This is a genomic window from Gordonia sp. PP30, from assembly GCF_023100845.1.
GTDB lineage: Bacteria > Actinomycetota > Actinomycetes > Mycobacteriales > Mycobacteriaceae > Gordonia.
The window spans coordinates 728,062-752,861 of record NZ_CP095864.1 but is presented as its reverse complement, the minus strand read 5'-3'; the positions used below and the strand labels follow the sequence as shown (position 1 = coordinate 752,861).

Sequence of the window (24,800 nt, the reverse complement as noted above, 5' to 3'; positions counted from 1 at the left end):
GGTCAGACGAAGGCGGAGACACCGGTTTCGGCGCGCCCGATGAGTAGTTTCTGGATCTGGCTGGTGCCCTCGTAGAGGGTCATGACGCGGGCATCGCGCAGGTACTTGGCGGGCGGGTACTCGTCGATGTAGCCGTAGCCGCCGAAGGCCTGCACCGCCAGGTTGGCGGCGCGCACCGCCGCCTCGGAGGCGAACAGCTTCGCCTTGGAGGCCGCCAGGGCGAGGGCGGCCGGATCGTCGCCGTCGATCAGCGCGGCCGCCCGCCAGCTGAGCAGGCGCGCGCAGTCGGCGTCGACCGACATGTCGGCGATCATGTCCTGGATCAGCTGGAACGACGCGATCGGCCGCCCGAACTGGGTGCGCTCGGTGGTGTACCGCACCACCGCGTCCAGGCAGCCGGCGATGATGCCGGTGCAGCCGGCCCCGACCGAGACCCGGCCCTTGTCGAGTGAGCCCATCGCGAGGGCGAAGCCCTGCCCTTCCTCGCCGACCATCGCGGCGGCGGGCACGCGCACGCCGTCGAACCGCAGTTCGGCGGTGGCCTGTCCGCGCAGCCCGAGCTTGCCGTGGATCTCGGTGGCCTCGAAGCCCGGTGCGTCGGTCGGCACCAGGAAGGCGGAGATGCCCTTCGGTCCCGGCCCGCCGGTGCGGGCGAAGACGATGCAGACGTCGGCCCAGGTGCCGTTGGTGATGAAGATCTTGTTGCCGGTGATCACCCAATCGGAGCCGTCGCGGACGGCGCGGGTGGACAGCCCGGCCGGATCGGAACCGTTGTCCGGTTCGGTCAGCCCGAAGCAGCCGAGCAGCGAGCCGTCGGCGATGCCGGGCAGCCAGCGCTGCTTCTGCTCTTCCGTGCCGTGCGCGAGCACGATCTTGCCGAACAGGCCCATCGACACCGACACGATGCCGCGGATCGCGGAGTCGGCGCGGCCGAGTTCCTCCATGCCGAGGCAGTAGGTGAGGTAGTCGCCGCCGAGGCCGCCGTATTCCTCGGGGATGGTGAGGCCGAAGAAACCGACCTCGCCGAGCTTCGGGATGATCGACGTGTCGACCGCCTCGTCGCGGTCCCATTGCGCGCGGTACGGCACCACTTCCTTGTCGAGGAAGTCGCGGGCCAGGCGCTGGAAGTCGCGCTGCTCCTGGGTGAGGGTGAAGTCCATCAGAGCGCCTTTCCGAGACGGTGCCCCGACTCGTCGTAGAAGTAGAAGCCGCGGCCGGTCTTGCGGCCGAGGTGTCCGGCCTCCACCAGCGCGGTGACGGTCCGCGAGGGCAGATCGGCGGGGTCCCCGGAGTCGGCGTACCGGGCCTGTTTGGTCAGGTAGCCGATGTCGACGCCGGTCAGATCCATCAGCTCGAAGGGCCCCATCGGATAGCCGAGTGCGGTGCGGGCGGCGGTGTCGATCGCCTCGACGCCGGCGTAGCCGCCCTCGTACAGCGCGAGCGCTTCATCGCGCACCGCGTTCAGCAGACGGTTCGCGACGAAGCCCGGGATCTCCTTCTCGAGCACGACGGGGATGCGGGCCAGCCCCTCGACGAAGGCGATCGCCCGGGCCGCGGTGGCGTCGGAGGTGTCCGGTCCACGCACCACTTCGACGCAGGTCATCACCAGCGCGGGATTGAAGAAGTGCAGGTTGACGAAGCGATCGGCGCGGTGCGTGGCCGAGGCCATCGACGACGGCACGAAGCTCGACGAGTTGCTGGCGAAGACGGTGTCCGGCCCGCAGCGCGCGTCGAGCCCGGCGAACAGCTCGCGTTTGGCGGCCAGCTTCTCGACGATCGCCTCGATCACCAGGTCCGAGCCGGCGTCCGGCTCCGCGGCGGTGCGCAGCCGCGCCCAGGCGGCGTCGACGTCGGCGGCGCCGCGCCGGCCCTTGGCGACCATCGCGTCGGTACGTCCCCGGAGGGCGGCCGTGGCCCGGTCGAGGGCTTCCGGAGCAGCGTCCACCAGCGTCGTCTCGTGGCCGGCGAGGGCGCAGAGCATGGCGATCTGCGAGCCCATCGCCCCGGCACCGATCACCGTGACGCGTTCGGCGCCGCTCATCGCCCGGTCCATTCCGGCGCCCGCTTGCCGAGGAAGGCCGCGGCGCCCTCGGCCTTGTCGGCGGTGGTGTAGAGCAGCGATTGCGCCAGCTGCTCCACCACCTGGCCGGTGTGCCGGTCGGCGTCCATCCCGGTGCGGATGACGAGCTTGGCCAGGCGCACCGCGATCGGGCCCTTGCTCAGCACGGTGGTGGCGGTCGCGCGGGCGGCCGCCACCACCTCGCCGTCCGGCACCACCTGCGTCACCAGCCCGTTGACCAGCGCCTCGTCGGCCGTGAACATCCGGCCGGTGAGGACCGCCTCGATCGCCCGGCCGACCCCGATCAGCCGGGCCAGCCGCTGCGTGCCGCCCGCGCCGGGCAGCACCGACAGCGTCGTCTCCGGCAGGCCGAACCGAGCGGACCGCGCCGCGATACGGATGTCGCAGGCCATCGCCAGTTCGCAGCCGCCGCCGAGGGCGTACCCGTTGACCGCGGCGATGGTCGGCTTCGGGTAGGCCTCGATCGTGTCGTAGAGACGCGCCATGGTCGACGCCAGACCGGTGTGCAGGTCGTAGTTCGCGAGCTGACCGATGTCGGCGCCGGCCGCGAAGGCCTTCTCGCCGGCGCCGGTGAGGACGATCGCGCCGACGGCGCTGTCGGCGCGGCAGTCGTCCAGTACCGCGGCGAGGTCGGCCTGCACCTGCGCGTTGATCGCGTTGCGGACCTCGGGACGGTTCAGGGTGATCAGGGCGACGGAGTCCGTCACCTCGACGGTGAGAGTCATACTGCCTCCAAGAGCAGGGAGATGCCCTGGCCGACGCCGATGCACATGGTGGCGAGGGCGCGGCGGGCATCTCGAAGGTTGAGTTCCAGTGCCGCGGTGAGGGCGAGTCGGGCGCCGCTGGCGCCGAGGGGATGGCCGAGGGCGATGGCGCCCCCGTGAGGATTGACGTGCTCGGCGTCGTCGGGCAGGCCGAGTTCCCGCAGCACGGCGAGCGCCTGGGCCGCGAAGGCCTCGTTGAGTTCGATGACGTCGACGTCGCCGAGCCCGATACCGTGGCGGGCCAGGAGCTTCCGGGTCGACGGGGCCGGCCCGATGCCCATGATGCGCGGCGGTACTCCGGCCACCGCGGCCCCGGCGACCCGGGCCAGGGGTGAGAGCCCGTATCGCTCGACGGCGCTCTCCGAGGCCAGGATCACGGCGGCGGCACCGTCGTTCACACCCGAGGCGTTGCCCGCGGTGACACTGCCGCCCGCGACGATGGGCCGCAGCGCCGCCAGCTTCGCCGGCGTGGTGGCCCGCGGATGTTCGTCGGTGCCGACCACCGTCGTTTCGCGGCGCCCGGTCACCTCGATCGGCACGATCTCGCGGGCCAGGCGCCCCGACGCGATCGCCGCCGCGGCCCGCTCCTGCGAGCGCAGCGCGAACGCGTCCTGATCGGCCCGCGAGATGCCCCGCTCGTCGGCGAGGTGCTGGGCGGTCTCCGGCATCGAGTCGGTGCCGTAGCGCCGGGCCATCTCCGGATTGACGAAACGCCAGCCGATGGTGCTGTCGTACACGGCGGTGTCGCGGGCGAAGGCGGTGGCGGCCTTCGGCATCACCAGCGGTGCCCGGGTCATCGATTCGGTGCCGCCGGCGATCACCAGGTCGGCCTCGCCGACGGCGATCATCCGCGCACCCTGCGCCACCGCGTCCAGGCCGGAACCGCACAGCCGGTTGACGGTGGCGCCGGGGACCCCGACCGGCAGACCGGCCAGCAGCGCCGCCATGCGGGCGACGTTGCGATTGTCCTCGCCGGCCTGGTTGGCGCAGCCCAGGAGCACGTCGTCGGTCCGCGACCAGTCGATCTCCGGATGGCGGTCCACCAGCGCCGTGAGCACCCGGGCGGCGAGATCGTCGGGCCGGACGGCGGCCAGCGCACCGCCGTAGCGGCCGATCGGAGTGCGCGCGCCGTCGACCAGATAGGCGGCCGTCATCCCCGCCCCTCCTCGGCGCCGACCTGAGTGCGCAGATGGAACTTCTGGATCTTGCCGCTCGGCGTGGTGGGCAGCGCGTCGAGCACTTCCAGTCGTTCCGGCCAGTACTGTTTGGCGACGCCCTTAGCCGCCAGGTAGTCCTGCATCTCGGTGAAGGTGAAACCCTCGCCGCGCGCCTCCGGCTTGAGCACCACGCAGGCGCAGGCCCGCTCCTGCAGACGCGGATCGGGGAGGCCGATCACCGCGACCGACTCGATCTTCGGGTGCTCGTAGAAGACGTTCTCGACGAAGGCGACCGGGATGTTCTCGCCGCCGCGGATGATGATGTCCTTGGTGCGCCCGGCGATCTTCAGGTATCCGTCGGCGTCGATCACGCCGACGTCGCCGGTGTCGAACCAGCCGTCGTGGAACTGCGCGCGGGTCTCGTCGAGCCGGTTCAGGTAGCCGACGAACAGCGACGGGCCGCGCACCTGCAGCCGCCCGGATTCCCCGGCCGGCGCGGGCTCGCCGTCGACGTCGACGGTCCGGATCGCCATCCCCGGCCACGGGTAGCCGTCGGTCCCCACGATCTTGTCGATCGGGTCGCCCGGGATGCCGAGCGTCACCAGCGCGTTCTCGGTCTGCCCCCAGCCGCCGAGAACCACCATCTCCGGTACCGCGGCGAGAGCCTGTTCGACGATGGCCCGCGGGATCGGCGCGCCCATGCAGCAGAACAGTCTCAGGCTGCTCACGTCGGTCCCGGCCAGCGACTCGGCGGAGATGAAGTCGTGCAGGAAGGGCGTCGCGCCCGAGGTGTAGGTGATCCGGTGCTCGGCCACCAGCGCGACGAATCGCTCCTTGTCCCAGACGTCCTGCAGCACGCACGTGGCGCCGTTCTGGACGTTGAGCCGCGCGCCGTACAGGAAGCCGGTCAGATGGGCGAGCGTCGAGGCGATGTGGAAGACCGTCGCGTCGGTGATGCCCAGCCGCCCCGGCAGCGGCAGGTTGGCCGCCACCATCGTGTTGTGCGTGTGCATCACGCCCTTGGGTTCCCCGGTGGTGCCGGAGGTGAAGATCAGCAGGGTGACGTCGTCCCCGGCCGGCCGCAGCGCCGCCAGTTCGGCCGGGTCGCGGCGCTCCTCCCACGGGGTAGCCAGGAACTCGTCGAAGCTCGATCCCACGACCAGCGTGTGCTCCACGGACGGCAGCGCGCCGTCGAGGGCGTCGTACATGGCGGGATAGTCGAAGCCGCGGAAGCTCTCCGGGATCACCAGCACCTTGGTCTCGGCGAGCTGGATCATGAACGACACCTCGCGCTCCCGGTAGATCGGGATGAGCGGATTGCTGACGGCGCCGATCCGGCTCGCCGCGTAGTGCACGACGATCCACTCGATCCAGTTGGGCAGCTGGAACGACACCACGTCACCGGGCCGCACACCGAGTTCGAGGAAGCCGAGGGCGCAGCGATCGACCTCGTGACGCAGCTGCGCGTAGGTGATCTCCCGGCGATGGTCGATGAAGGCCACCTTGTCCGGCGTGGCCGCCGCGAATCGGTCGAGGTAGTCGGTGATGACGCGGTCGGTCCAGTAGCCGTCGGCGTGATAGCGCCCGGACAGCTCGGGCGTGAGCAGGGTCTCCATGATGGGTGTCCCGTCAGCTCATGGTCAGGCCGCCGCTGACGCTGACGGTCTGGCCGGTGATGAAGCCGGCGTCGTCGGAGGCCAGGAAGGCCACGGCCTTGGCGAGGTCGTCGGGCTGACCGAGCCGCCGCATCGGGATGGCCCTCTTGAGCGCCTCGCGCAGCTTCTCGCCGCCCATGGAGGCGAACAGCGCCGTGTCGGTCGGACCGGGGCAGACGCAGTTGACCCGCACCTGGTCGCGGGCGGTCTCCCGGGCGAGGGATTTGGTGAAGGCGATGACGCCGCCCTTGGCCGCGGCGTACACGGCCTCGCCGGACGAGCCGACCCGGCCGGCGTCCGAGCCGAGGTTGACGATGCTGCCCGAACCCTGCGCGATCATCATCGGCGCGATCTTGGCGCAGGTGTTGAGCACGCCGTAGAGGTTGATGTCGATGATGCGGTCCCAGGTCTCCGGGACCGAGTCGACGAAGGGCTCGCCCTTGTCCCAGCCGGCGTTGTTCACCAGCACGTCGATGCGGCCGAAGCGGTCCACGGTGGCATCGACCGCGGCGTTCACACTGGTGCGATCGGTGACGTCGACCTGCAGGCCGATCGAGCCGACGCCGAGTGCGGCGGCGGTGGCCGCCGCGGTCTCGGCGTTGAGGTCGGTGACGATCACGGTGGCGCCGTCGTCGGCGAGGCGGCGGGCGATGGCGGCGCCGATACCCTGTCCGGCGCCGGTGACGAAGGCGATCTTTCCGTCGAGTCGGGTGGTCATGTCGTACTCCTGTGAGGTGAGAAGGGGTGGTCAGGGCGCGAAACTGCGGCCCAGGAGGTTGCGGGAGATCACCAGCTTGGAGACCTGCGCGGTCCCGTCACCGATCTCCAGGCCGATCACGTCGCGCAGGCGCTGGCCCACCTTGTGTTCGGTCGAGTAGCCGATGTGGCCGAGGGTGAGCAGGCACTGGTGGATGACGTCGACGGACAGCTTGGGCGCCCAGAACTTGGCCATCGCGGCCTGCGCGGAATGCTCGAGGTCCTCGTCCTTGCGCCACAGCGCCTCATAGCAGATGTGCCGGGCACCGGCGAGGTAGGTGGCGGCCTCGGCGAGCGGGAACGAGACGCCCTGAAACCTGCCGATCGGCTGTCCGAAGGCCTCCCGGTCGCGGGCCCAGTCCAGCGCCTCGTCGAGCGACTGCTGCGCGGCGCCCAGGCAGAGCAGACCGATGATGGCGCGTGAGTAGTCGAAGCCCTCCATCACCGAGACGAAGCCGCCACCGGGTTCGCCGATCAGCCGGTCCCGGCCCACTTCGACGTCGTCGAAGAAGATCGACGCGCGGCCGATGGCGCGGCTGCCGAGGTCGTCGAAGGCGCTCCGGCTGATGCCCGGGGCGTCCATGTCGACCCAGAAGGCCGAGACACCGCGGGCACCGGGGCCACCGGTGCGAGCGAGCACGACGGCCTTGTCGGCGGCCATGCCGAGGGTGATCGAGGTCTTCTCGCCGGTCAGCCGCCAGCCGTTCTCGGTCTCCTCGGCGCGCAGCGCCAGCGACGCCGCGTCGGTGCCGTGACCGGGCTCGGTGATCATGATGCAGGGCACCGTCGCGCCCGACGCGATGCCCGGCAGCCAGTCGCGCTTCTGCCGCTGCGTGGCATTGCGCACGATGATGTCGCTGATCAGCGCGGTGTTGATGATGAGGTATCCGGCGTTGAAGTCGGCGCGGCCCACCTCCTCGGCGGCGATCCCGGCGATCACCGCCGAGGCCTCCTGGCCGCCGTATTCCTCCGGGATGCGGAGGCCGGTGAGGCCCATCCCGGCCATGTCGGTCACCTGCTGCCCGCGCAGCCGCGCGGCCTTGTCGTCGTCCTGGTAGTGCGGAGCGAGCACCTTCCCGGCCCAGCGGGCCATCTCGGTGCGGAAGAGTTCCTGCTCGTCGTCGAATCCGTAGTCCATGGTGGCGTCGTCGATTCGGTGTCTCAGTGCCAGTCCACGACGGACGCGAAGTCCGGGGTGCGCTTCTCGGCGAACGCCTTGGCGCCCTCCATGCCCTCGGCGGAGACGCCGAACATGTCCAGCGCGGTCATCGCCATGTTCGACAGGCCCAGCTGGTGGTCGCTGTCGGCGTTGAACGACTGCTTGAGGAACTTGATGGCGGTGGGGCTCAGCGCCGCGGCCTCGTCCACCCAGGCGCGGGCCTCGGTCAGCAGGTCGGCGGCCGGGACCACTTTGTTCACCAGGCCCATGTCCAGGGCCTGCTGCGCGTCGTACTGGCGGCAGAAGAACCAGATCTCGCGGGCCTTCTTCTCCCCGACCACGCGGGCCAGGTACGCCGAGCCGAAGCCGGCGTCGAAGGAGCCGACGCGCGGACCGGCCTGGCCGAAGCGGGCGTTGTCGGCGGCGATCGAGACATCGGCGAGCACCTGGAGCACGTGACCGCCGCCGACCGCGATGCCGTTGACGGCGGCGATGACCGGCTTGGGGATGTCGCGCATCAACTTGTGGAGGTCGCCGATACGGAAGCGGCCGAGTTCGCTCGGCCCGTAGTCGCCGGTCTCGGCGCGCTGCTTCACGTCGCCGCCGGTGCAGAACGCCTTCTCCCCCGCACCGGTGAGGATCACCGCGCGGACGTTCCGGTCCGACCACGCCTGCTGGAAGGCGGCGATCAGCTCGTCGACGGTCTTCGCACGGAAGGCGTTGTACCGCTCCGGACGGTTGATGGTGATGATCCCGGCGGGACCGTCGACCTCGTAGGTGATGTCTTCGAACTGAGCCATGGCTGGCACCTTCCTCGATTGAGTGAATCTATGTTCAGTGAGAGTGAATCTATATTCACCATGCCGATCGTGTCAACAGTCACAGCCGGGGCGGCCTGTACAGTGAATTCAGATTCACCCGAGGGAGGCAGTCATGACCAGCGGTTCGACCACCCAGACGGCCACCGAAGCGGCCCGCGCCGCGGGCGCCGCGGTGCGCTCGCGGCAGATCCTCGACGCGGCGGCCCGGCTGATGGAACATCGCGGCTCCGAGGCGGTGTCCATGCAGGCACTCGCCGAGGAGGCCGGAGTCAGCGTCGGGCTGCTGTATCGGTACTTCGGCGGCAAGGACGAGATCCTGCTCGCCGTGATCGTCGACGTCCTGAACGCCTTCGCCGAGGACGTCCCGGCCGCGGTGGCCGCCGCCGGCGACGACCCGGTCCGCCGGCTGGCCGCCGCCTTCGCGGCCTACTGCCGGGTGATCGACCGCTACCGGCACGCGGCCGTGCTGACCTACCGGGAGTCCAACGCACTGTCGGCCGAGGGGCGCGAGCGGATCAAGGCACTCGAGGTGGAGACCAGCGAGCCGCTCCGCGAGGCCGTTCGGGAGGGAGTCACCGCCGGCGCACTGGTGACGGCCGATCCCGATCTCGTCGCCTACAACCTGCTGCTGCTCGCCCACTCCTGGGCGCTCAAGCACTGGTACTTCGAGCGCACCATGACGCTGGAGCAGTACATCGCCGCCCAGCGATCACTGATCCTCGGCGCGGTGATCGACCCGGCGCGGCGCGCGGCCTACGCCGACCTTCTCGCGCCTTATTGATAATCGTTTTCATTAGTGTACGGTGGGCGCATGCCCTCGACCCCCGTCACCGTCCTGTCCGGATTCCTCGGCAGCGGCAAGACCACCCTGCTCAATCACCTCCTCGCCAACCGGGCCGGCCGCCGGCTCGCCGTCATCGTCAACGACTTCTCCGAGGTCAACATCGACGCGGGCCTGATCGCCGCCGGCGGCCACGTCGAACGCGGCGAGGACCGGCTGGTGGAACTGTCCAACGGCTGCATCTGCTGCACCCTGCGGGAGGACCTGGTGGAGAACGTCGGCCGCCTGGCCGAATCCGGGAAGTACGACCAGATCGTCATCGAATCGACCGGGATCTCCGAGCCCATGCCGGTCGCGGCGACCTTCGAGTGGCAGTTCGAGGACGGGCGCCGGCTGGCCGACGTCGCCCCGATCGACACCATGGTGACGCTGGTCGACGCCTCGCAGTTCCTCGAACAGATGGCCCGGCACCGGGCGCTGGCCGACGCCGACGACGCGGCCGACCCGGAGGACGAGCGCTCCGTCGCCGACCTGCTCGTCGACCAGGTGGAGTTCGCCGATCTGATCCTCGTGACCAAGACCGACCTCGTGCGCCCGGAGATCGCCGCGGCCACCGTGGACGCGGTGCATGCGATGAATCCACACGCGCGGATCGTGACGGTCACCCACGGCGAGATCGCCGCCGGCGCCGTCCTCGATGCCGCCCTGTACGACCCGGAGGCCGCGGCGGCCCGGCCGGACTACGCCGACGAACTGATCAATCCGCACACGCCGGAGACCGAGGAATACGGGATCTCATCGGTGGTGTTCCGCGGCGACCGCCCGTTCCATCGCGAGCGGCTGATCGCCGCACTGCGCGGCACCACCGGCCTGATCCGGTCCAAGGGCCACTGCTGGATCGCCGATCGGCCCGACATCGCCCACGTCTGGAGCCAGGCGGGACCGAATCTCACCATCCAGCCGGCCGTCCCCTGGTCGCACACCACCGTCACACCATCCAGCGAAGTGGTCCTGATCGGCGTGAACTTCGACGGCCGCGGCGCCCTCGACGCCTTCCACCGCGCCATGCTGAACGACGACGAGGCGCGCTCCCTGCTCACCGCCCGCTGAGCCGGGACGGCCCGGTTACCAGAGATTTCCGCACCGCCGCCGCGGCCGTGAGGATCGTTCGCGGGCGTCGTGCGGGAGTGAGATTCAGCCCCGGAGCGAGCCTGTCGCCGACATCCTCTTCGGTATCGCAGGACGCGACGTCGGATCGTCGATGATCTGCTGAACCCAGTCAGGAACCGGCTGCTTCCGTCGTGTGTACACGTCCGAGATCAGAAGGGCGATAAGTCGTCGTTCCTCCGGCGTCGACCCCCGGCGACTCCTGCGTCGTTCAGTCATATCAGCTCCTTCGACGTCATCGCCAACGCTACGCGCTGTCACCCTCGAAGTCTTCGAGCTCCAGCACCAACCCACCGACGTCAAGCGAGAGTTCATCGATGATCTCCCGCTCGGTTCGGGTCATCATCTCCGAAGCGGCAAGGGTGCGGACCACCCTCCAGCCATCGGCGCGCTTGTCCTCCAAATCGCTGTATGTCGCATCCAGCGCCCACTCGAATCTCGCCCACGACTCCCGCCTATTGTCGGCGAGAGTCCGCTGCCGAATCGTGAACATCACACCGCCGACGGCTATCAGGCCGGCGATCAGATTCACCCAGGCTTGTGCAGGCATGCCTCAGGTCTATCCCGGCACATCCACGCGGGCCAGACCCCGCCCGGCCGACCTGTGGACAAGTGAGGTCGTCCACAAGCGACCCGGTCGACCCTTGACACTCACCACTCCGGATGCTTCGCACGGTCCCCTCGAATACCAGCGGCAGCTACCTCCATCAGGTGTCAAGGGAAGCCCGGCGAACCGTCAGGTGATCTTCTCGGCGAAGACGATCGAGTTCTCCATCGACGCACCAGCCGATCGGTCGAAGGGACCGTCGCACGTGACCAGGGCGAGATCGGCGTGCTCGCGGGCCTTCTCCAGGGCCAGGCTCAGCGCGCGAGGGTCGCGTTTGGGGATTCGGAGCGAGCGGCCGCTGACCCGATAGCGGTACGTGCGGCCGGCGTCGATCACGTCGACTCGAGCGTCGGCGGGCATCGCTCCGAGACCGTTGAACACACCGGGACCACCGACCTGCGTATGGCCGAGGACCACCGCCATACCCGGTTCGCCGAAGCCGGGGCCGTCGCTCCACCGCACGACGGACGTCATGTCGTCCGGAACACCGAAGCTGCGCACTTCCTCGCCGAGGAACGGATCCCACTGAACGGTCGACGATTTCTCCGTCAACGGTGCGGTGACGCCGAGAACGGGGATCTTGAGCCGGGGACCGCTCGTCTCGATGTGGACGGGACGTGCCGACCCCGGCGCGGCCGGGGAGCCGGTCCGGAGACCCGCGACGACCAGCACACCGGCGACGACCAGCAGTACGGCGATCAGCGCCGCGCGGCGCCACGTGCGCACCATGTCTTCTCCGATCTGAGAAAGGACGATGACGGAGCGGGCGCCGACGCTGCCGGGAAGCGGCACCGTCGACGCCCGCCGTCATCCGGCGGTGCGGACCACGGTCAGACGAGTTCTCGTTCCTCTTCGAGTTCGTCTTCACGTCGTCGCACACCGGCCAGGAGCACGCCGCACAGCAGTGCGATCAGCACTCCGGTGCCGACGAGCGAGTCGCCGACCGGCAGGGACCGGCCGTCGCCCTCGGCGGGGTTCGAACCGCCCGTCGCCGCCTGCACCGGGAAGTCCCGGTCCTCGACGTCGGAGACGGCCCCGGCCACAGCGCAGTCGCCGCCAGGCGTGACCGCACTACCGCCGTTACCAGGCGTAACCGCATTGCCGCCGTTACCAGGCGTAGTCACGCCGCAGTCGCCGCCTCCGCAGGAGTCGTCGCACGGTTCGAGCACATGCCCGATCGCGTCGATGATCTCCTGCGGCGACGCCGGGGATTCTCCGTCCCGGCTGGGGCGGAACCATCCCGCGACGGCACCGGTCACCACGCCGAGAACCCCGAACACCGAACTGCCGAACAGCCCACCGAGAACTCCGGTGAACAGGCCCGTGGCCAGGGCCACGAGCACGACCGCCAGAACGGCTCCGACGACCGCGCCCGGCAATCCGCCCGCGATGCCACCGGCGAAGCCGCCGATCAGCATGCCGGCGAATGCGCCGGGGAGGGCGCCGGACAGGTTGATCGGGTTGATCGCACCGATCAGTCCGCCGATCACGGCGCCGGCGACAGCCGCCGGAATCCCGGCCAGCAGGCCGGCGAGGCCGCCGAGCACCAGCCCGGCGAGGGCGCCGAGAACACCGCCGATACCGATCGTGAACGGCGCACCGAGTGCACCGGTCACCCCGGCCGCGACAAGCGCCCCGAGTCCCGCGACGCCGAGCCCCGCCACCAGGGCCGCGAGCAGCCCCAGTCCACTGATCACCGTGGCGATGATCATCAACGGAGCTCCGATCAACAGCAGGTGCGCCGCATAGAACACCACTGCCAGCGGGATGCCGACGCCCACGAGAAGGGCGGCGATCGCGATCACCGCGACCACCAGTCCCACCGCCGCCACCGCCACACCCGCGAGAACGAGCGCGCCGATGACGAAAGGCGCGAACGGACCCGACAGGAGCGCGAGCACGAGGCCCGCACCGATCACGACGAGCGCCCCGATGATCACCGGGATCGCCAGCACCATCGCACCGGCCACGATCAACGCGGCCGGAAGCAGTAGCGGCAGCAGCAGGCCGATCAGGGCCGGGATCAACCCGGTGATCAGAACGCCGGCGCCGGTGGCGAGCCATCCGAGAACCGGTAGGGCTCCGACCAGCACCGCCGTCAACGGCAGCAGGACCGCGCCGGTGACGAGCGCCGCGAGTGCGGACAGCACCAGCGACACCGCGGCCCCGGCGGAAGCACCGAGACCCACACCGGACAAGGCACCCAGCAGCGCCGTCACTCCGGCGCCGCCCAGGTAGCCGACGATCGCGCCGACCACGGCGGTCACCAGCGCGTCGAGCACGGCCGCGACGGCCGTCCCCACGATCGCCCCAGGAAGCGCACCGGCGATCGACCCGAGAGCCGCACCGTCGAGCGCCCCGAGCACCAGACCCACCACCGCACCGGGCACCGCCCAGAGCAGGTTGAGCGGATTGAGCGCACCGACCGCGAATCCGGCGGTCACACCCGCCGTTCCGCCGGCGATCGCGCCGACGAGCAGACCCGCGATCGCGCCGTAGGCGATGTTCACGCCGTCGGCCCGGCCGCGCGTCAGTGCCGCGACGAGGTCACCGAACGCCGACCACTTCTGCCTCAGGCAGTGGGTACCGCAGCCCGACCGGGTCCAGCGATACGGTGCCCACCGTCGCACGACGGACCCGATCGCGATACCGCCGACCAGCGCACCGGCGAGCAGCGCCCACCAGGACCCGAAGGCCGCCCCGAGGGCTCCGCCGATCAGTGCACCGGGCACCGCGGCGAGAACGAAGCCGAGTCCTCCACCGAGCAGCGCCGACAAGATCGCGGCCAGCGCGGCACCCACCAGCAGTCCGGCGACGGCACCGATGAGCCCGCCGGTAAGTCCACCGGCGATTCCGCCGACGACGGCGCCGAGCAGCGCCCCGCCGAGGAACCCGAGCAGGTTCAGCGGATCGAGTGCGCCGAGCAGCGCACCCAGGAGTCCACCCAGCGGCGCGGTGATCAGTGCGAGCAACGGTGCGAGAAGCACACCCGCGAGCGCGCCCAGGACGATGCCGGGCAGCGCGCCCAGGAGCATCGCCGGAATGGTGATCAGCCCGATGAGCCAGGTGAGGCCCATCGCCAGAACGCCACCGAACACCGCCGCCAACGCCAGCAGTCCGCCGAGGAGGATCGCCAGGGGAAGCAGCAAGGGCAACGACAGCAGATACGCCAGCGCCCCCAGTGCCAATCCGATCATCACGAGAACCGCGGGGATCAGCACGAATGCCGTCAGCGCGGCGAGCGGACCGAGAATCGCGAACGCGACGAGCGCACCGAGGCCGAGCCCGACGAGCGGCCACCAGATCGGCAGTGTCACGCCACCGATCACGAGGACGAGGAAGCCGAGACCGACCACGCCGAACGCCACGACGACGATCAGGACCACGAGGGCCGCTAACGCGAACGGCCAGGTGACGAGCCCGATCAGGAACCACGCCGGCATGGTCACGACCACGATCCCCAGCACGATCACGACGACGGCGACCATGTACGCGACGTACAGGAACGGGACGATGATCACGATCGGCAGCCAGATCGGCGTGGTGAGAACGGCGAGGACGAGAGCGCCCGCGCCGAGGATGAGTCCACCGATCGTCACCGCGAGGATGACGGCCGCGACGATCCCGCCGATGATCAACGCCGGCAGCAGGAACGGCAGGGCGACGAGCGCGCCGATCGCCAACGGCAGCAGGACCAACGGCAAGACGAACAGCACCAGTGGCAGCCACATCGGCGCCGTGATCAGCGCCAGACCCAGCCCGAGGCCCACCGCGGCGAGCAGTGCGCCCGTCGCGAGTGCCGTGAGCAGTCCGCCGATGATCGCTCCGAGGACAGGCATCACCAGGAACGCGGCGGCCACGCCCGCACCGAAACCGAAGAGACCGGTGACGACGGCGTCGACGATCGCGGTGAGCATCCACCCGATCACGCCCCCGGGCAGCACCCCGAGAAGTGCCCCGATCGGCGCCCCGGTGAGCAGACCGAGGAGTCCGCCGAAGGGTGCTCCGAGAACGCCTCCGACCATCGGGGCGAGCGGGTTGAGTACCCCGAGAACCGCCCCGAGTATCGCGCCCGGCACACCGGCCGCCACCATCCCCGGAATCGCTCCGATCACCGCGGTCAGCGCGCTCACGCCGCCGCCCGCGTACACGCCGAGTTCGAGTCCGCGGGGCACGGGGAGAATCCGTGCGTCGAAGACCGTGGTCAGCGCGGTTCTCATCGCCGGCGTTCCGAACCTCGTCTCGATGTCGGCCACGATCGACGGCGGCGTGCGAAGCAGCACCGCGGGATCGCGCATCACGGTCGGCAATCGGTCGACGGCCGAGGTGATCACCGAGGCGGCGCCGTCGATGATCCGGTCGATGCACGCGTTCACGTCGCACGCATCCGCCTCCGAGGTCACCGTGGGCGCCGGGCCGACGTTCGGCCACGGGACCTCCGCCAGCGGCAGCCGCTTCCACGTCTGCGCCTCGGCGACCACCGAATCGACGGCATCGGCGACGCCCAGCCTGCGCGCGGGCTCGCTGTGCGCGGCGACGGCCGCCATGTCCAGGACCGACTTCACCGTCGTGGCGTCCTGGGTGCCGGCCGCCGCGGTTCCAGCGACGATCGCACTGAAACCGAATGTCACGGCCAATCCGATCAGGACGCGCACCAGGATCCTCCTCGTTCTCACCCCCTCGATGTCCCGTCTGTTGTGGGCCATGTCGAGCCACCTCCGTTCGTCTTCGGCCGAACGCTGCCGCGCCCGACCGGGAACGCATCTCGTTCCCGGACCAACCGTGCGCCCCTGAACCGCGGTATCGCAATGCCTTGTGACACGTGCAACTAACACGCGTTAGTAACACGTGTAATCTGAGGTTCGGAACCACCGCTACTACACGAAGAGACGCCAGCTCATGATCGATATTCTCAGGGACATTCGCCTTTCGGGACCTTGGCCTCTATCGCGTACGATCGGTGGTGGTTCCGAACACGAGTCAGTGGCACGTATCAGTGTTCGGCGGCATCATCCACCGGACAAGACTGGGGAACACGCTCGTGAACACCTCCCGACCGACCCGAGCGACGAGCGCGGACGTCGCCAGACACGCGAAAGTGTCCCGGACCACCGTGTCGCTCGTCCTCAACGGGAACGACGCCGCGATCAGCCCGGCGACCCGCGAACGGGTACTCGCCAGCGCACGCGCCCTCGACTACGTCCCGAACCCGTCGGCGCGGTCGCTCCGGTCGCGGGCGTCGAACCTGGTCCTCGTCCCGGCCGGCGGATACTCCGACGCCGAGACCGTGAACAACTTCATCTACGCGCTACGCGCGCAGCTCGAGTCGCACGGGCTGGTCCTCGCCTACGACGGCGACGTCTCCGGATCGGAGGACGATCTGGTCCGCCGCTGGAGCGAACGCCGGCCGTGGATGGTCATCTCGACACCGGCGACCGTCACCCCGGCGATCGCCGGCCGGCTGCGGAAGCAGGGCATCGACCAGATCCTCCTCTTCGCCGAAGGCCCCCTCGACTACGCGTCGGCGGCCATCCTGAAGAAGGGCATCGGAGCGGCCGCCGCCAACCATCTCATCAACGATCTCGGCCACCGTCGTATCAGCATTCCGGTGCCGCCGGGCACCCGTCCCATCGACTTCGCCGGCCAGCGCTTCTCGGAGTTCGCCGCCGCGGCGATCGACCTCGGCGCCGAGGTGCGGCGCGAAGAGGTGGCGTGCACCCGGGACGACTTCGGTCACCTCGTGCGGCGCTGGCTGATCGAAGACTCCCTGCCGACGGCCGTCTACGCGTACAGCGACACGTACGCCCTCGCCGTGATCGACGCGCTACGCGTGCAGGGGGTCGCCGTACCCGGCGACGTGTCCGTGGTCGGCACCGACAACTCGATCCTCGGCCGCCTCACCACGCCGGCGCTGACCAGCGTGAGCGGCGACATCGATGCCGCCGCGAATCAGCTCGCCGACCGCATCGCGGAACTGCACGCGCAGGCGAGCACCGCGAACACCGCCCTGTACATCGACCCCGACAACCAGATCCACACCCGCGAATCGAGCGGCCGCCCGCGTACCTGACGGCGAGTCGGCTCGGTTCGTCACCGAAAGGACAGCCGTGAGCCTCCGCCGACTCTCCCCCCGTATCCGCCATCCCCTACGAGCCACACTGATCGCGCTGGTCGTCCTCGGCGCCGTCGGGTTCGCCGTCGCCCGGTGCGACGTCGACGGCGGCCTGCTCAACCCCGACTCCGCGGCCTCGGCCGACCACCGCGACGACCGCCGGCGGGCGTCCGACGCGGCCTACCGCCGACACCACGCGAACGACGTGTACTACGACGTCGTCGACTTCGTCGGATCGATCGACGCCGGACTCACCGCCGTCGATGCCGCGGCGAAGCAGAGCCCGCCGGACACGCCGCTCCCCCTTCAGCAGGCGGCCGACCAGGCGCGTGACTACCTGGGACTGCTCGCCCGCTCCGCACGGTCGGCGGCCTCGCGGATCGACGCCACACCACCGCCCCGGTGGTACCGGGCGCTGGCCCCCGACACGTCGCCGGGCTACTGGATCGACCAGCACGCCTCCGCCCGATCCGCGTTCACGACCTTCGCGGACACCGTCGAATCGACCGCGAAGTCGCTCGACGATCCGACCGTGCTCGCCGACACGACCCGATCGCGCGCGATCTCCGACCGCATCGACGACGCCGCCCGCTGCCTCGGCGACGACATGAGCGCTCTGATGAAGCGCATCGCCATTCCCACCGAAGCCACCCGTCACGAGATCGAACGCCGCGGCTACTTCGCCGATGCCGATCACCCGGAAAGGACCCGATGATGACCGACACGACCGCCTCCGCCCGTCCCCGCAACCGCAAGGTGCGCAAAGCCGCCACCGTCGTCATCGTGTGCGTGCTGATCGCCGTGCTGGCCGGCCGCCCCCTGCTCTCGACCCTCGCCCTCCTGGGTGTCACTTTCGGCTGGTCGTGAGCCCACCGCCGGTCGCGGTGCCGCGGCACTTGCCCCTGGACATTCGCCGCGAGTAATTTCGACTATACAAATAGTTTTTATTAGGAGGATCCGGTGCCCGACGTGACCATCGATGTGCGTGAGATCCCGAAGCCGGAGCGGCACCCGAAGATACTCGGGCTGTTCGACGGCCTTCGGGTCGGCGAGGCGCTGATCCTCGTCAACGACCACGACCCGGTCCCGCTGCACCGCCAGTTCGACGACAAGACGCCGGGCGGCTTCGAGTGGGAGTACCTGGTCCGCGAGCCCGGCGACTACCGCATCCGGATCGGCAAGACGCTCGCCGCGCCTGTGCCTCGCGCGCTCGGCAACGCGGCGGAGCTGGTGACCGGCGGCGAGCCCGGCGTCGCGTGGAAACTCGACTTCCCCGACCGCGATCTCGACTCGAACCTCATCACCCTCGCCCCGGGCGGCTCGATCGGCGACCACGCCGGCGCCGAGGTCGACGTGCTCGTCTATGTGCTGTCCGGCGGCGGCACCGTCGGCACCGCGAACGGCCCGATCGAGGTCCTGCTCGGCGACATCCTGTGGCTGCCGAAGCGTTCACGCCGGTCGTTCACCGCCGGAAACGACGGCCTCTCGTACCTCACCGTCCACACCCATCGGGAACCCGCACTGACCCTCACCCCGACGGTGCGGCCGGCATCGTGACGCCATGACGTACGTGATCGCCGAACCCTGTGTCGACGTGATGGACCGCGCCTGCGTGGAGGAGTGCCCCGTCGACTGCATCTACGAGGGCGGCCGCAGCCTGTACATCCACCCCGACGAGTGCGTCGACTGTGGCGCCTGCGAACCGGTCTGCCCGGTCGAGGCCATCTTCTACGAGGATGACCTCCCGGAGGAGTGGGCGCCCTACCTCACCGACAACGCCGACTTCTTCGAGAAGTGCCTGCCGGGCCGCGAGTCTCCCCTCGGCTCCCCCGGTGGCGCCATGAAGCTCGGCGCCACCGGCACCGACGCACCCCTGGTCGCCGGCCTCCCACCGCAGAACGAGGACTGATTCCGCCGAGCCGCGGCCCCACCCGCGATCCGGCGAGAATCACTCCGTGTCCAGTTCCAGGAGCGAGGCGGTCCGCGCAGTGAGTCGGAAGCGCAGCGGCTTCCTCGTCGCCGTCTCGATGATCCCGGCGTCGTCAAGTCGTTGAAGTCGCGGACGGACGAACTGACCGGAGCGCCCCACGGCATCGGCCAGAGTCTTCAGCTTCGCGGTACCGGTGACGCTGAAACAGCGGGCCTGGCCCAGCACGAAGAGGATCGCGCCGAGGTCGTGGCGGTCGACCGGCGGCGCCGACCCGCGGTCGAGTCCGGCACTCAGCGGACCCCGTTCGCATTCCAGCACCTCACCGATCCGTGCGCCGAGCGCATCGATCTTCCGCCGCCGATCGGCGAGGTCGAGCAACAGGCGATGCTGTGCCTCGGCGATGATCTCCAGCATGTCGACCAGGTAGGGCGTCAGGTCTCCACGGTTCAACGGGTCCTCCGCGCCCGCGAAGGCCCGGTAGTAACGGTCCTTGTTGTCGGCGATCGTCGCCGACAACGCCAGGCTCGCATATGGAGCCAGCACCTGCCGGAGGTCGACCGCGAGGAGGTAGCGCCCGGTCCGACCGTTGCCGTCGTAGAACGGATGCGTGTATTCGAAGATGAAATGGGCGACGACCGCCCTGACCAGCCGGGGGATCGAGTCGTCGCGGCCCTGGCTCAGCATCACGGTGAGGGCCTCGTCGATCGCCGACTCGGGCACCACGCCGGTATGCACGATCTTGGTTCCCGATTCGATCGACACCGGCCCCTCGCGGAATCGTCTGCCGTCCGGGGCATCCTCGGCGCGGATCTCCCCGCGCGTCACCGCGTCGTATACCGTCCGGATGTCGTGGAGCGTCTGCGGACTCACCACCTCGGCCTCGCCGATGTCGAGGTAGAGACGGGCCATCTCCATGAACCGCTTGTTCGCCGCGGGCCGTTCCGCCCGCAGCGCCTTGAGCGCTTCGCCGATCTCCTTCCGAGTAGAGCGAACCTGTTCGATCTCGTTCGTCGACTGGATCTCGTCGATCACCATGCGATCCAGATAGTGCCGCCGCGCGCTGCCCGGCAACCCCTCCCACTCGGCCCGGATCTTCGGCTCGAAGCTCATGATCCGCTCGATCAGCGCGGTGACTTCGGGTGTCGTCAGCGCGAACATCGCGTGCTCACCGATCATCAGGTCCCAATGAAGGGCAGCGGGAGACTCCCGCCGGGCGCGCTCCTCAGCGTCGACACCCGCCCGATCGCGCTGGTGAAAGACCGTCTTCAGCGTGCGGTACGACATCGACCATCCTTCCGGCCTACAGCACATAGCACACCAAGATCGCCACCCTATTTGCTCCAATACCCATTCTAGATCAAATAGCGCAGCAATTGCCGAGCCGCTTCTGCGCGGATCCACCGTGACATCCAAGCGTCAGTCGACCACGACCAACTACCAACCAAGCACTTGCTAGGTTACGATCGATGGCATGAGCGACGCCGTCATTCCGCCCGCGCTGGGGCCCGACGATCTGACCGCCGAATCGACCCCGGTCGCCTACGAGACGGGCGGGCCCGAGGGGGCGGTCGCCTACGTGACCCTCAACCGCCCCGAATACCGGAACGCGCAGAACTCGGTGATGACGTATTCGCTCGACGCCGCGTTCGCGAAGGCGACCGACGATCCCGCGGTCAAGGTGATCGTGTTGCGCGCGAACGGGAAGCACTTCTCTGCCGGGCACGACATCGGGACACCCGAGCGGGACTTCGACACCCACTATGAGAACGTCGCCGCCCTGCACTGGGATCACACCGACTCCTCCGGTGCCGACCAGCGGCTCGCCCGAGAGATCGAGGTGTACCTCGGGATGTGCCGCCGGTGGCGTGACATGCCGAAGCCGCTGATCGCGCAGGTCCACGGCGCGTGCATCGCCGGCGGATTGATGCTCGCGTGGTCGGCCGATTTCATCGTCACCTCCGACGACGCCTTCTTCTCCGATCCGGTGGCGCGCATGGGGATTCCGGGCGTCGAGTACTTCGCGCACGCCTATGTGCTGGGTGCCCGGCGCGCCAAGGAGATCTTGATGACCGGGCAGCGGTTCACCGCGCAGCAGGCTCTCGAGTGGGGCATGGTGAACCACGTCGTGCCGCGCGAGGCTCTGGCCGGCAAGGTCGACGAGCTCTGCGGGCAGATGGCCGCCATGCCCATGCAGGGTCTGTTCCTGTCCAAGAAGGCGGTCAACATCTGCGAAGACCAGATGGGTCTGCGCAACGCGATGGACTCGGTCTTCGGCTGGCACCACTACGCGCACAGCGCGAACGCCGAGGCCGGCGGCGACTCGCTCGGCGGCATGGACGCCAAGTCGATGAAGTCGGCCGGGGGGCCGGCCTGATGGACCTGCTGTTCGACGACGCCGCACAGGCGTTCCGCGACGAGGTCCGCGCCTGGCTGACCGAGCACGTCCCCGCTCGGCCGCTGCCGTCGATGGACACCGCCGCCGGCTTCGAGGCGCACCGCGCCTGGGAGGCCGAGATGGCCGCCGATGCCATGTCGGTGGTCAGCTGGCCCGCCGAGTTCGGCGGCCGCGACGAGCCGCTGCTGCACTGGCTGATCTTCGAGGAGGAGTACTACCGCTCGGGCGCGCCGGGGCGGGTCAGCCAGAACGGCATCTTCCTGCTCGCTCCCACACTCTTCGAGCACGCCCATCCCGATCAGCTCGCCCGGATCCTGCCGCGGATGGCCCGCGCCGACGACATCTGGGGCCAGGCGTGGAGCGAGCCGGAGGCCGGCAGCGACCTGGCCTCCCTTCGCTCGACGGCCACCCCGACCGAGGGCGGCTGGCTGCTGAACGGCCAGAAGACCTGGAGTTCCCGATCGAGCTTCGCGGACAAGGGATTCGGGCTGTTCCGCTCCGATCCCGACCAGGATCGGCACCGGGGTCTCACCTACTTCATGTTCGACCTGCGCGCCCCCGGCGTCACCGTCCGCCCGATCGCCCAGCTCGACGGTGAACCCGGGTTCGCCGAGATCTTCCTGGAGGACGTCTTCGTGCCCGACGACCCCGCCGACCCGGGCGCCTCCGGCGTGATCGGCGAAATGCACCAGGGCTGGAAGGTCGCGATGAGCACCGCCGCCAATGAGCGCGGCCTGTCGCTGCGTTCGCCCGGCCGCTTCCTGGCCACCACCGACCGGCTGCTGGCGCTCTGGCACGAACGCGGGGACACCCCGCCCACGACGGCGGCCGCCGACCACGGCGTGGTGGACGCCTGGATCGGCGCCCGCTCCTACGAACTGTCCACCTACCAGACCGTCAGTCGCCTGGCCGCCGGCGGGCAGTTGGGCATGGAGTCGTCGATCAACAAGGTCTTCTGGTCGCAGTGGGACATCGCCGCCCACGAGACCGCGCTCGACCTGCTCGGCGCCGACGCCGAACTCGACGGACCGTGGCTCGGCGGCTACCTCTTCTCGCTCTCCGGTCCGATCTACGCCGGCACCAATGAGATTCAGCGCAATGTGATCGCCGAGCGGCTGCTCGGCCTGCCCCGCGGAGATCGATAGTGGACTTCCTGCTCGACGACACCCATTCCGATCTGGCCGAGACGGTCACGGCGATCGCCACCCGGGCCGGGGGCACCGCCGTCGCCCGCGCGTGGGCCGACGGCGACCGCGAGCCGGGCCTGGCCGTGTACCGGCAGCTCGCCGAGGCCGGGATCACCGGCCTGCTGGTCGACGACGGTCTCGGCGGCAGCGGCGCCGGAGCCGTGGAGATGACGGTCGCCGCCGAGCGACTCGGCCGGTGGTGCATGCCCGGGCCGGTCGCCGATACCGTCGCGGCGGTTCCGGCCGCGCTCGACGCCGTCGCCACCCGCGGCGCCGGTGCCGGTGACCTCGCCGAACTGCTGGCCGGGCGGCCGGCGTCGTGCGTGCTGGCGCCGGTCAACCCGCGCGCCGCGGACCCCGGCGCCGCCCAGCCCTATCTGATCCGCGACGGCGCCCTGTTCCGGGCCTCCCCGGCGGGACCGGCGCGCAGTACCGTCGATCTCACCCGGACGGTCGCCGAGGCCGCCGAAGGCGCGCGGATCGCCGCCCTCGACGACGCGACCGCGCGCATCCTGAATCTCGCCGCCCTCGCCACGGCGGCCCAGTCGCTCGGCCTGGCCGCGGCCATGCTGGCGATCGCCGCCGACTACGCGAAGGCGCGACACCAGTTCGGCCGGGCGATCGGCTCGTTCCAGGCGGTGAAACACCACCTCGCCGACGTCGCGATCGCCGTCGAGATGGCCCGGCCGCTGATCCACGGCGCGGCCGTCGGAATGGATGGCGGCGCACCCGGGACGGCCGACGTGACCTGCGATGTGTCCGCGGCGAAGGTCGCCGCGAGCGACGCCGCCGACCTCGCCGCACGCCGCGCCCTGCAGGTGCTCGGCGCCATCGGCTACACGGCCGAGCACGACCTGTCGCTGCACCTCACCAAGGCCCGCGCCCTGCGCGGCGCGTGGGGCCCCCCGGCCTGGCACCGCGCCCGCATCGCCGAGCGCCTGCGCGGAGGCCGGCCGCGATGAACGAGCTCGAAGCCCTCGGCGCCGCCGTGCGGGACGCGATCGCCCGCCGCGGCGGCCGCACCGCCGTCCGCGAGGCGATCACCCGGCCCGGCCGGTACGACGACGAACTGTGGCGCCTCCTCGCCGGACACATCGGGGTCGCCGCCCTGGCCGTCCCGGAGAAATACGACGGTGCCGGAGCCTCCCTGCGCGAGGCCGCCGTCGTCGTCGAAGCCCTCGGCGAGAGCCTTGCGCCGGTGCCGATGCTCTCATCGGCGGTGGTGGCGACCGGAACGCTCCTCGCCGCCGGTGACGACGACACCTGCGCGCGCCTGGTCCCGGACCTGGCGGCCGGCACCCGGACCGCCGCACTGTGCTGGGCCGGACCGGCCGGCTGGGACGCGCCCGGCGTCACCGCCGAGGCCGGGCTGCTCAGCGGCACAGCCGAATACGTGATCGACGGCGAATCCGCCGACACCTTCCTGGTGCTCGCCGGACCCAGCCGCCCCACGCTGCACGAGGTCCCCGCCGACGGCCCGGGCGTCACCGTCACTCCCCTGCCGGTACTCGACGCGACCCGTCCGCTGGCGCGTGTCTGCTTCGACCAGACACCGGCGCATACCATCGGATCGCCGCCCGGTCTGCCCGGCCGGATCCGCACGCTCGCCTGGGCACTGCTGTCCGTGGAGCAGGTCGGCGGCGCGGCCCGGGCGCTGGCCCTGACGGTGGAGCACACCCGGACCCGCAAGCAGTTCGGGCGCGAGCTGGCGTCGTTTCAGGCCCTCAAGCACGCCATGGCCGACATGTACGTCCTGGTCGAGACGATGCGCTCGATGTCCGCGGCCGCCGTCGCCGCGGCGAGTGACGACGACCCGCAGGCCGCCGAACTCGCGGCGGCCGCACACGTCTACTGCTCGGAGGGCTACGTGAGCGTCACCGGGCAGGCGATCCAGTTGCACGGCGGCATCGGGATCACCGCCGAGCACGACATCGGGCTGTACTTCAAGCGCGCCCAGGCCGACGCACAGTTGTTCGGCTCGCCGCGTCGCGCATTGGCGGACATCGCCGTCTAGATGAGTGATTCCCGGTGATCGGGGCGCTGTTTCTCGGTCGTGCGAGCCGGTCTGAGCCCGGTGATGCCGGTCTCGGCCGGTTCGGCGTCGACGGCGCTGCCGATGCCCCTTGGCGACGATGATCGGGATGCCCGGCAGGGACAGGCGGGCAGGACGGCGGCAAGCAATCTACTCGAAAGTAAGTTCTATCCACCTGTTGCATACACACCTTAGTG

At 70.0% G+C, this 24,800-nt stretch carries 23 protein-coding genes; 11 read left to right on the top strand and 12 right to left on the bottom strand.

The genetic code is table 11. The features are described 5' to 3' along the window. Nucleotides 1–2 precede the first annotated feature (2 nt). From MYK68_RS03430 to MYK68_RS03395, 8 genes are read right to left on the bottom strand one after another with little or no spacing between them, the layout of a single operon-like run. Nucleotides 3–1,160 (bottom strand): acyl-CoA dehydrogenase family protein, encoded by a 1,158-nt coding sequence (locus MYK68_RS03430; protein WP_247866328.1) that lies wholly within the window; start codon nt 1,158–1,160, stop codon nt 3–5. After that, nucleotides 1,160–2,041 carry a 3-hydroxyacyl-CoA dehydrogenase family protein gene (locus MYK68_RS03425; RefSeq protein WP_247866327.1) on the bottom strand — a complete coding sequence of 294 codons (882 nt, stop codon included), beginning with the start codon at nt 2,039–2,041 and terminating at the stop codon, nt 1,160–1,162. The genes MYK68_RS03430 and MYK68_RS03425 overlap by 1 nt, the downstream gene beginning before the upstream one ends. Then, nucleotides 2,038–2,805 (bottom strand): enoyl-CoA hydratase/isomerase family protein, encoded by a 768-nt coding sequence (locus MYK68_RS03420; protein ID WP_247866326.1) that lies wholly within the window; start codon nt 2,803–2,805, stop codon nt 2,038–2,040. The genes MYK68_RS03425 and MYK68_RS03420 overlap by 4 nt, the downstream gene beginning before the upstream one ends. After that, nucleotides 2,802–3,998, bottom strand: a complete 1,197-nt coding sequence (gene pcaF / locus MYK68_RS03415) for a 3-oxoadipyl-CoA thiolase (protein ID WP_247866325.1) — start codon at nt 3,996–3,998, stop codon at nt 2,802–2,804. Before pcaF ends, MYK68_RS03420 begins: the two co-directional genes overlap by 4 nt. Continuing rightward, a complete protein-coding gene (locus tag MYK68_RS03410) occupies nt 3,995–5,617 on the bottom strand; it encodes an AMP-binding protein (RefSeq protein ID WP_247866324.1) in 1,623 nt (540 codons plus the stop codon). Before MYK68_RS03410 ends, pcaF begins: the two co-directional genes overlap by 4 nt. A 13-nt stretch (nt 5,618–5,630) precedes the next feature. After that, on the bottom strand, nt 5,631–6,374 hold the full coding sequence (locus tag MYK68_RS03405; protein WP_247866323.1) for an SDR family NAD(P)-dependent oxidoreductase: 744 nt from the start codon (nt 6,372–6,374) through the stop codon (nt 5,631–5,633). A gap of 30 nt (nt 6,375–6,404) precedes the next feature. Then, nucleotides 6,405–7,550: an acyl-CoA dehydrogenase family protein gene (locus MYK68_RS03400; RefSeq protein ID WP_247866322.1), complete on the bottom strand. Its 1,146-nt coding sequence runs from the start codon at nt 7,548–7,550 to the stop codon at nt 6,405–6,407. A 23-nt stretch (nt 7,551–7,573) separates the two neighbouring features. Continuing rightward, complete coding sequence (locus MYK68_RS03395) at nt 7,574–8,371, bottom strand: enoyl-CoA hydratase-related protein (protein ID WP_247866321.1); 798 nt, start codon at nt 8,369–8,371, stop codon at nt 7,574–7,576. A gap of 133 nt (nt 8,372–8,504) precedes the next feature. Here MYK68_RS03395 and MYK68_RS03390 point away from each other — a divergent pair, with 133 nt between their 5' ends. Next, nucleotides 8,505–9,173, top strand: a complete 669-nt coding sequence (locus tag MYK68_RS03390; protein WP_247866320.1) for a TetR/AcrR family transcriptional regulator — start codon at nt 8,505–8,507, stop codon at nt 9,171–9,173. A gap of 30 nt (nt 9,174–9,203) precedes the next feature. Continuing rightward, entirely contained in the window at nt 9,204–10,283 is a 1,080-nt protein-coding gene (locus tag MYK68_RS03385; RefSeq protein WP_247866319.1) for a GTP-binding protein, read from the top strand. A 304-nt stretch (nt 10,284–10,587) separates the two neighbouring features. Here MYK68_RS03385 and MYK68_RS03380 read toward each other — a convergent pair whose 3' ends face one another. From MYK68_RS03380 to MYK68_RS03370, 3 genes are all read right to left on the bottom strand, one after another. Next, on the bottom strand, nt 10,588–10,890 hold the full coding sequence (locus MYK68_RS03380) for a hypothetical protein (protein ID WP_247866318.1): 303 nt from the start codon (nt 10,888–10,890) through the stop codon (nt 10,588–10,590). 186 nt (nt 10,891–11,076) lie between these two features. Then, nucleotides 11,077–11,676 carry a class F sortase gene (locus MYK68_RS03375; protein WP_247866317.1) on the bottom strand — a complete coding sequence of 200 codons (600 nt, stop codon included), beginning with the start codon at nt 11,674–11,676 and terminating at the stop codon, nt 11,077–11,079. A gap of 101 nt (nt 11,677–11,777) precedes the next feature. Further along, complete coding sequence (locus tag MYK68_RS03370) at nt 11,778–15,653, bottom strand: hypothetical protein (protein ID WP_247866316.1); 3,876 nt, start codon at nt 15,651–15,653, stop codon at nt 11,778–11,780. Nucleotides 15,654–16,045: 392 nt separating this feature from the next. On the opposite strand from MYK68_RS03370, the gene MYK68_RS03365 reads away from it, so the two are divergent. The 5 genes from MYK68_RS03365 (at nt 16,046) to fdxA (ending at nt 18,968) form a co-directional block, all read left to right on the top strand. Beyond that, on the top strand, nt 16,046–17,017 hold the full coding sequence (locus MYK68_RS03365; protein WP_247866315.1) for a LacI family DNA-binding transcriptional regulator: 972 nt from the start codon (nt 16,046–16,048) through the stop codon (nt 17,015–17,017). 37 nt (nt 17,018–17,054) lie between these two features. Continuing rightward, complete coding sequence (locus MYK68_RS03360) at nt 17,055–17,774, top strand: hypothetical protein (protein ID WP_247866314.1); 720 nt, start codon at nt 17,055–17,057, stop codon at nt 17,772–17,774. After that, nucleotides 17,774–17,926: a hypothetical protein gene (locus MYK68_RS03355; protein WP_247866313.1), complete on the top strand. Its 153-nt coding sequence runs from the start codon at nt 17,774–17,776 to the stop codon at nt 17,924–17,926. The genes MYK68_RS03360 and MYK68_RS03355 overlap by 1 nt, the downstream gene beginning before the upstream one ends. 93 nt (nt 17,927–18,019) lie before the next feature. Continuing rightward, on the top strand, nt 18,020–18,616 hold the full coding sequence (locus MYK68_RS03350) for a DUF2249 domain-containing protein (protein ID WP_247866312.1): 597 nt from the start codon (nt 18,020–18,022) through the stop codon (nt 18,614–18,616). A gap of 4 nt (nt 18,617–18,620) precedes the next feature. Beyond that, nucleotides 18,621–18,968 (top strand): ferredoxin, encoded by a 348-nt coding sequence (fdxA, locus tag MYK68_RS03345; protein WP_247866311.1) that lies wholly within the window; start codon nt 18,621–18,623, stop codon nt 18,966–18,968. A 39-nt stretch (nt 18,969–19,007) separates the two neighbouring features. Here the strand turns inward: fdxA and MYK68_RS03340 are convergent, their stop codons facing one another. Beyond that, the gene (locus MYK68_RS03340) at nt 19,008–20,273 is read right to left on the bottom strand and encodes a Fic family protein (RefSeq protein WP_247866310.1); all 1,266 of its coding nucleotides are present in this window, start codon (nt 20,271–20,273) and stop codon (nt 19,008–19,010) included. Between the two features lie 187 nt (nt 20,274–20,460). On the opposite strand from MYK68_RS03340, the gene MYK68_RS03335 reads away from it, so the two are divergent. From MYK68_RS03335 to MYK68_RS03320, 4 genes are read left to right on the top strand one after another with little or no spacing between them, the layout of a single operon-like run. Next, a complete protein-coding gene (locus MYK68_RS03335; RefSeq protein WP_247866309.1) occupies nt 20,461–21,363 on the top strand; it encodes an enoyl-CoA hydratase in 903 nt (300 codons plus the stop codon). After that, nucleotides 21,363–22,529 carry an acyl-CoA dehydrogenase family protein gene (locus tag MYK68_RS03330; RefSeq protein WP_247866308.1) on the top strand — a complete coding sequence of 389 codons (1,167 nt, stop codon included), beginning with the start codon at nt 21,363–21,365 and terminating at the stop codon, nt 22,527–22,529. Before MYK68_RS03335 ends, MYK68_RS03330 begins: the two co-directional genes overlap by 1 nt. Next, entirely contained in the window at nt 22,529–23,533 is a 1,005-nt protein-coding gene (locus MYK68_RS03325) for an acyl-CoA dehydrogenase family protein (protein ID WP_247866307.1), read from the top strand. Before MYK68_RS03330 ends, MYK68_RS03325 begins: the two co-directional genes overlap by 1 nt. Then, nucleotides 23,530–24,585, top strand: a complete 1,056-nt coding sequence (locus tag MYK68_RS03320; RefSeq protein WP_247866306.1) for an acyl-CoA dehydrogenase family protein — start codon at nt 23,530–23,532, stop codon at nt 24,583–24,585. The genes MYK68_RS03325 and MYK68_RS03320 overlap by 4 nt, the downstream gene beginning before the upstream one ends. Nucleotides 24,586–24,800 lie beyond the last annotated feature (215 nt).

Excerpts from the sequence above, each read along its gene's own strand:
- MYK68_RS03430 (WP_247866328.1), bottom strand. The coding sequence starts at position 1,160 with ATGGACTTCACCCTCACCCAGGAGCAGCGCGACTTCCAGCGCCTGGCC.
- MYK68_RS03425 (WP_247866327.1), bottom strand. The coding sequence starts at position 2,041 with ATGAGCGGCGCCGAACGCGTCACGGTGATCGGTGCCGGGGCGATGGGC.
- MYK68_RS03420 (WP_247866326.1), bottom strand. The coding sequence starts at position 2,805 with ATGACTCTCACCGTCGAGGTGACGGACTCCGTCGCCCTGATCACCCTG.
- pcaF (WP_247866325.1), bottom strand. The coding sequence starts at position 3,998 with ATGACGGCCGCCTATCTGGTCGACGGCGCGCGCACTCCGATCGGCCGC.
- MYK68_RS03410 (WP_247866324.1), bottom strand. The coding sequence starts at position 5,617 with ATGGAGACCCTGCTCACGCCCGAGCTGTCCGGGCGCTATCACGCCGAC.
- MYK68_RS03405 (WP_247866323.1), bottom strand. The coding sequence starts at position 6,374 with ATGACCACCCGACTCGACGGAAAGATCGCCTTCGTCACCGGCGCCGGA.
- MYK68_RS03400 (WP_247866322.1), bottom strand. The coding sequence starts at position 7,550 with ATGGACTACGGATTCGACGACGAGCAGGAACTCTTCCGCACCGAGATG.
- MYK68_RS03395 (WP_247866321.1), bottom strand. The coding sequence starts at position 8,371 with ATGGCTCAGTTCGAAGACATCACCTACGAGGTCGACGGTCCCGCCGGG.
- MYK68_RS03390 (WP_247866320.1), top strand. The coding sequence starts at position 8,505 with ATGACCAGCGGTTCGACCACCCAGACGGCCACCGAAGCGGCCCGCGCC.
- MYK68_RS03385 (WP_247866319.1), top strand. The coding sequence starts at position 9,204 with ATGCCCTCGACCCCCGTCACCGTCCTGTCCGGATTCCTCGGCAGCGGC.
- MYK68_RS03380 (WP_247866318.1), bottom strand. The coding sequence starts at position 10,890 with ATGCCTGCACAAGCCTGGGTGAATCTGATCGCCGGCCTGATAGCCGTC.
- MYK68_RS03375 (WP_247866317.1), bottom strand. The coding sequence starts at position 11,676 with ATGGTGCGCACGTGGCGCCGCGCGGCGCTGATCGCCGTACTGCTGGTC.
- MYK68_RS03370 (WP_247866316.1), bottom strand. The coding sequence starts at position 15,653 with ATGGCCCACAACAGACGGGACATCGAGGGGGTGAGAACGAGGAGGATC.
- MYK68_RS03355 (WP_247866313.1), top strand. The coding sequence starts at position 17,774 with ATGACCGACACGACCGCCTCCGCCCGTCCCCGCAACCGCAAGGTGCGC.
- fdxA (WP_247866311.1), top strand. The coding sequence starts at position 18,621 with ATGACGTACGTGATCGCCGAACCCTGTGTCGACGTGATGGACCGCGCC.
- MYK68_RS03340 (WP_247866310.1), bottom strand. The coding sequence starts at position 20,273 with ATGTCGTACCGCACGCTGAAGACGGTCTTTCACCAGCGCGATCGGGCG.
- MYK68_RS03335 (WP_247866309.1), top strand. The coding sequence starts at position 20,461 with ATGAGCGACGCCGTCATTCCGCCCGCGCTGGGGCCCGACGATCTGACC.
- MYK68_RS03330 (WP_247866308.1), top strand. The coding sequence starts at position 21,363 with ATGGACCTGCTGTTCGACGACGCCGCACAGGCGTTCCGCGACGAGGTC.
- MYK68_RS03320 (WP_247866306.1), top strand. The coding sequence starts at position 23,530 with ATGAACGAGCTCGAAGCCCTCGGCGCCGCCGTGCGGGACGCGATCGCC.